This is a genomic window from Citrobacter sp. wls826 (assembly GCF_005281245.1).
Classification (GTDB): domain Bacteria; phylum Pseudomonadota; class Gammaproteobacteria; order Enterobacterales; family Enterobacteriaceae; genus Citrobacter; species Citrobacter braakii.
Map to the genome: position 1 here is coordinate 136,766 of NZ_SZWS01000012.1, position 5,042 is coordinate 141,807.

General features: G+C 53.6%; 2 protein-coding genes and 1 pseudogene. 1 reads left to right on the plus strand and 2 read right to left on the minus strand.

The window, feature by feature from the left end; genetic code table 11:
* A pseudogene (locus FDW87_RS21490) lies at nucleotides 1–277 on the minus strand (sugar ABC transporter substrate-binding protein); the annotation flags it as partial.
* A 139-nt stretch (nucleotides 278–416) separates the two neighbouring features.
* Nucleotides 417–3,698, minus strand: coding sequence for a DUF5107 domain-containing protein (locus FDW87_RS01620; protein ID WP_016157158.1), 3,282 nt, complete (start codon nucleotides 3,696–3,698; stop codon nucleotides 417–419).
* Nucleotides 3,699–3,813: 115 nt separating this feature from the next.
* Here FDW87_RS01620 and FDW87_RS01625 point away from each other — a divergent pair, with 115 nt between their 5' ends.
* Complete coding sequence (locus FDW87_RS01625; RefSeq protein ID WP_016154034.1) at nucleotides 3,814–5,007, plus strand: ROK family transcriptional regulator; 1,194 nt, start codon at nucleotides 3,814–3,816, stop codon at nucleotides 5,005–5,007.
* The last annotated feature ends 35 nt before the right edge of the window (nucleotides 5,008–5,042 follow it).

Consider the following 5,042-nt stretch of genomic DNA (forward strand, 5'->3'; position numbering starts at 1 on the left):
GAATAATGGCGTCCACGTTGCGCGCGACCAGCGTATCGATAAACGAACTCTCTTTGGAAATATCGCCCTGAGCATTGGTTTCAATGAGCTGAATTTTTGCCTGATTCTCTAGTGCCGCATCCTGAACGCCCTGACGTACGCCAGCGTAATACCCCTGAGTATCAAGGTAGATTGCACCGACGGTAATCTCTTTCTCTGCGCTAAAGCCGGGGAATGAAATACTCAACAACGTTAACAGTAAATATGAAAAAAATGAGACTACCTTATTTTTAGACATACGTGCCTCCTGTAGGGTCAGGCATTTATTGTTGTTTAGCTTCGGCGGAACATAAGCGTCCGCCGGGCGATTTCACATATTCTAAACATCCCGAAGAAAGCGGCGGGTCAGGCCGCTCAAAGATTACAGTAAACGTTCTTTAGTTAATGAGGTGCAGCACGAAGGGCATTGTCTGTCGAAACAGCGCAGCTTTCGCCCAGGCGGGATTGAGCGCTTCCAGCTCAGATAGCGCCTGCTCGTAGCTTGCTCCGCCGCCCAGTCCTGCCGTCGCCAGGGAGCGCACAAGCAAACATTTCTCCTGATGCTGCTTTTGGATATCGGCATATAACGAGAGGAGATCGGGTTGGGATACCGCGAAGAAATCGGCCTCCACCTGCTCAGCCTCCATGTGTTGCGACCATTGCAGCATATCGTTGAAAAGCTGGTGGCTGGCCGCGTTTTCACCCGTCATCCGCAAGGCAATACCTTGCCAGAAGAGGTAATCCACCGGCTGATCGTTGTAGTAGCTATGAATGTTGATCGTCCGATCGCCCCGCGCCGCTTTCTGGAAACACTCGACAGCACGTTCTTCCATACCCTGCTGCCGGGCGCAAATCCCCAGCCAGAACCAGATATCGTTATCGGTCTGACCCGGCAACCGTCCTTCGCTGAGGTTATCCGGGTAGTGCAGCGCGGCAGTCAGCAACGCTTCAGCCTGCTGCGGACGCTGGTGCTGAATATGCTGCCAGGCTCGCAAAAGGTGATTGATAATAAACTGACTGGTTATTTTTCCTTCGCCACCTTCCCAGGGATGAAACTTACGCGAAGAAAGGATCCCGGCCGCGTGATCCGTTTTCCCGGCGAGATGCCAAAGATGCAGCAGCTCCGCCGTTAAATCGTCGCGTTTCAGTGCCGTAGCGAGATTTGCCTCCAGCCGGGCAAGGCGTTTGCCTGGCTCTGCGGCAGTGAGCTTATCCAGCAGATCGCGCTCAAACAAAAGACGAGCGTCTTGCGGTTGTTGCTCACACGCTTTATCCAGATACGCCGTCGCCAGACTGGCATCAGACAGTTTATTCCACGCATGAATCGCCAGCCCTCGCCAGGCATCAGCAAAATCAGGGGCCATCTCAACACAGCGCTGCCACAGGTGAGTCGCTTTCTCATAGTTACGCCGGCTGTAGTGAAAGCAGGCGAGCAGGTGCTGAGCAAAATAGCACTCTGTGACATTTTCCAGCGCCGCCACTTCCGGCAGCAGATTGGGAAAACGCACAAAGTCAGGAAACACCTCGCGCGCGCGGTTTATCAGCGCAAGGCGCTCATTCCCCTCGCTCAAACTGGCTTGCAAATAGAGCGGTAGCGTTTTCTGGCAGTTAAGCGCGGTCAGGACGGCTTTCGCCCGCTCAGTCATTCCCCAGTCCAGCAATAATCCGGCGGTCTGCAAGGCGTTAATATCCCGCGACTGGCAGACGCCCACCCAGCGGGCCATGTCCGATTCGGCTGCAGAGATCGTCGCTTTCACCCACCAGAAAGTGGGATTCAGCGGATAGTCGCGCAGCAGGTTTTCGGTCAGTTGCAGTGCCTCGCCATGACGACCGGTGAGGTGCAGTAATAATGTTTCGAGAGACAGCACATCCTGGTTGGTCTGACACGCCAGCAGACTCTGCCGACAAAAATTCAGGGCATCATCGTAACGCTCATTTCGCGTAGCCAGCCTGGCAAGCCCATAATATCCGCCCGCTTTGCTGTTACCACTCCACACTGCGCGCCAAAAATCCTCCTGCGCATCGTGCCATTGCTGTAGCCGTTCTCTGGCGCTGGCGCGGATCAGGCTTGCCTGCCCGCACTGCGGATTTTTGTTCAGGCGATGCGCACGCGCCAACGCCTGAGTGGCATAATCGCTCGCTCGTACGTAGTCGGCGCGATTATATTCCAGCATCGCCAGCGCCAGATTGCAGCGGTAATCCAATGGATCCAGTTCAAGGCCGCGAAGGTAATAGTCGAAAGGTGAACGGCTGGCGTGGTGATATTGCTCCAGATGCTGGCCGATAAACCACGCCTCATCCACGCTGCCGATCTTATCCGCACTTAGCGGGGCTTTCGCCACTTCCGGCAGCGGTATCTCCTGCGGCTGATGTTCCTGATAACGCAATACGCTCCTGCCGTGGCGATCGGACAGCGTTATCGTCAGACGAGCGGGATTAATCCCGGTTAACGCCCCCTGCACAACGGCGCATGGCATCAGCTCAATCACTTCATCCAGCAGCGGCTGCGGGTTCCCCTCTTCGCAAAGGGTAAGACGGTGGGCGGAGAGAGGAGAAATGGCATACACCCCCCAGGCAATCCCCTCGTCATCACGCTGTAGTTTAATCACCGCATCGCGCGAGGCGTTCTGTACCATGCCCAGCGAGTGGTAAGGCAGGAAGTATTGCTCAAAACGCTTTTCTTCAAATGGGTCAAGCCAGGTAAAATCCGGTTGGTTATCGGCAAAAATACCGGTCATCAGTTCGATATAAGGCCCATTCTCATCGGTCAGATTTTTATCCCATGCCTGACCAAATTCGCTATACCCCCAGCTCCACTGTTTTTTCCCCGGCGCGATATGATGATCCGCAACATGCAGAAGCCCGCCATTTTCATCATGGCACCAGGCGCCGACAAAATCGTATTCTGACTTTTCCGCCATGTAGGAGGTCGGTACCGGAACATTTTTATAGCGAGAGATATCAACACCCGCCGAATAGTCCACCTTGTAATACGTTCCGGTGGCGATCGGGAAGGCTGAAACCGCACGTTTGCCGTGATCAAACACCGCGGTGACATCCGGTGGAAAGACGCTTTGATGCCCGTCGCCACCTTTCACTGCCGGATTCGCCCACCATAAGAAATGACGCGGCGTGGCATTGCTGTTGTAGACCCGACTGCCAATCTCCAGCGCTGCACGTTGCGGGCGCAGAGTAAATCCGGTCATCACCTGCAGCCCATGCATCGGCTCTGTCTCGCCAACCCACACTGTTTTTGAGCCATCGTCATTTTCGCTAATCGTAAAATCCACCGGCATATACGTAGTGGGTCGATGGTGCTGCGGCCAGTTGAACTCGATCCCCCCGGAGATCCACGGACCAAGCAGCCCCACCAGCGCGGGTTTGATAACGTCATTGTGATAAACGAAATCACGCTGCCTCACCTTATCCCATGCGCGATGCACGCGGCCCCCAAGCTGAGGCAGGATCATGATTTTGATATAATCATTTTCCAGCCATACCGCCTGCCAGGCCTTTAACGTTTTATCCTCGCTCAGCGTATCCGTCACACCGTAGGGATACACGGCCCCGGAAGACCCCTGATAAACCCGATTCTCCAGAAACATGGGATGTACATCCTGCGCCCCCGTTTCATAGGTCGGAATATGTACCGTCTCCTGCCAAACGTTTACTGAACTCATAACGCCCTCAAAGTTAACAAGACATACTAGAGTGAAATAATGAGAGCAGTGTAATGGACAGAATTACGGGTTTTACGCACAATAATCACGCAATTTAGTTAACAAGGTTTAGTGTATGAAAGCCTGCATTAACAATCAGCAAATTCGCCATTACAACAAGGGTGTGCTGCTGGAGTACCTGTATCGCAAGAAACGAGCCAGCAAATCGACCCTCGCCCGACTGGCACAAATCTCGATTCCTGCCGTCAGCAATATTCTTCAGGAGCTGGAGGAAGAGGGACGCGTCGTAAATGTACCGGACGACCGTCTGTCACGCGGCCATAGCAGCGGCGCCTGGCTTATCGCCCCGGAGGGTGACTGGACCTTATGCATGAACATCACGCCTACCAGTATCGAGTGCCAGCTTGGCAACGCCTGCCTGAGTCCAAAAGGCGACGTTGAATACCATGCGATTGACGCCCCCCATCCCCAGGCATTACTCGCGGCCATTGAGAAATGCTGGCATCAGTACCGTAAAAATTGGCCTAATCGAAAAATCAATCTGGCGTTGGCGGTTCATGGACAGGTTGATGCGGGAACTGGCGTATCGCAGACGATGCCGCAGGCGCCCTGGAAACAGCCCGTGGAGTTGAAATACCTACTGGAAGAAAAACTCAACGTGCGCGTCATGGTCGATAACGATTGTGTGATGCTGGCGCTGGCGGAAAAATGGCAAAACGACGGTCAGTATCGGGACTTTTGCGTCATCAATGTCGATTATGGTATTGGCTCCTCATTTGTTATCAACGACCAGGTATGGCGCGGCAGTCTCTACGGCAGCGGACAAATCGGGCACACGATTATCAACCCTGATGGCGTAGCCTGCGATTGTGGTCGATACGGTTGTCTGGAAACCGTAGCGTCCCTCAGCGCGCTAAAAAAACAGGCGAGAATGTGGTTAAAAACGCGCCCCGATCTCGCTGATAATCCTGAAGCACTAACCATTGATGCCTTGATTGAAAAATGGCAACAGGGGGATTTACGCCTTCATGCCTGGGTTGAAGACTCGGCCAACGCCATCGGACTTAGTCTCTACAACTTCCTGAATACCTTAAATATAAATAATATTTTGTTATACGGCCGCAGCTGTGGCTTTGGGGAAGAGTGGCTGAATATCATCATCAGGCAGACGGGATTTAACCCCTTCGATCATCGTGACGCGACTCGCACCAGAGCAACCCAAATCGGCTTTGGCAAGCTGAGCCGCGCACAACAGCTGATGGGAATTGGTTATCTGTATGTGGAGGAGCAACTACAGACGATTCGTTGACCGGGATGAGCATGAAAAAAGGCCGCATCAGCGGC

What these genes read in the sequence shown, in the direction of transcription:
- FDW87_RS01620 (WP_016157158.1), bottom strand. Translation starts at nt 3,698, where the DNA reads ATGAGTTCAGTAAACGTTTGGCAGGAGACGGTACATATTCCGACCTAT.
- FDW87_RS01625 (WP_016154034.1), top strand. Translation starts at nt 3,814, where the DNA reads ATGAAAGCCTGCATTAACAATCAGCAAATTCGCCATTACAACAAGGGT.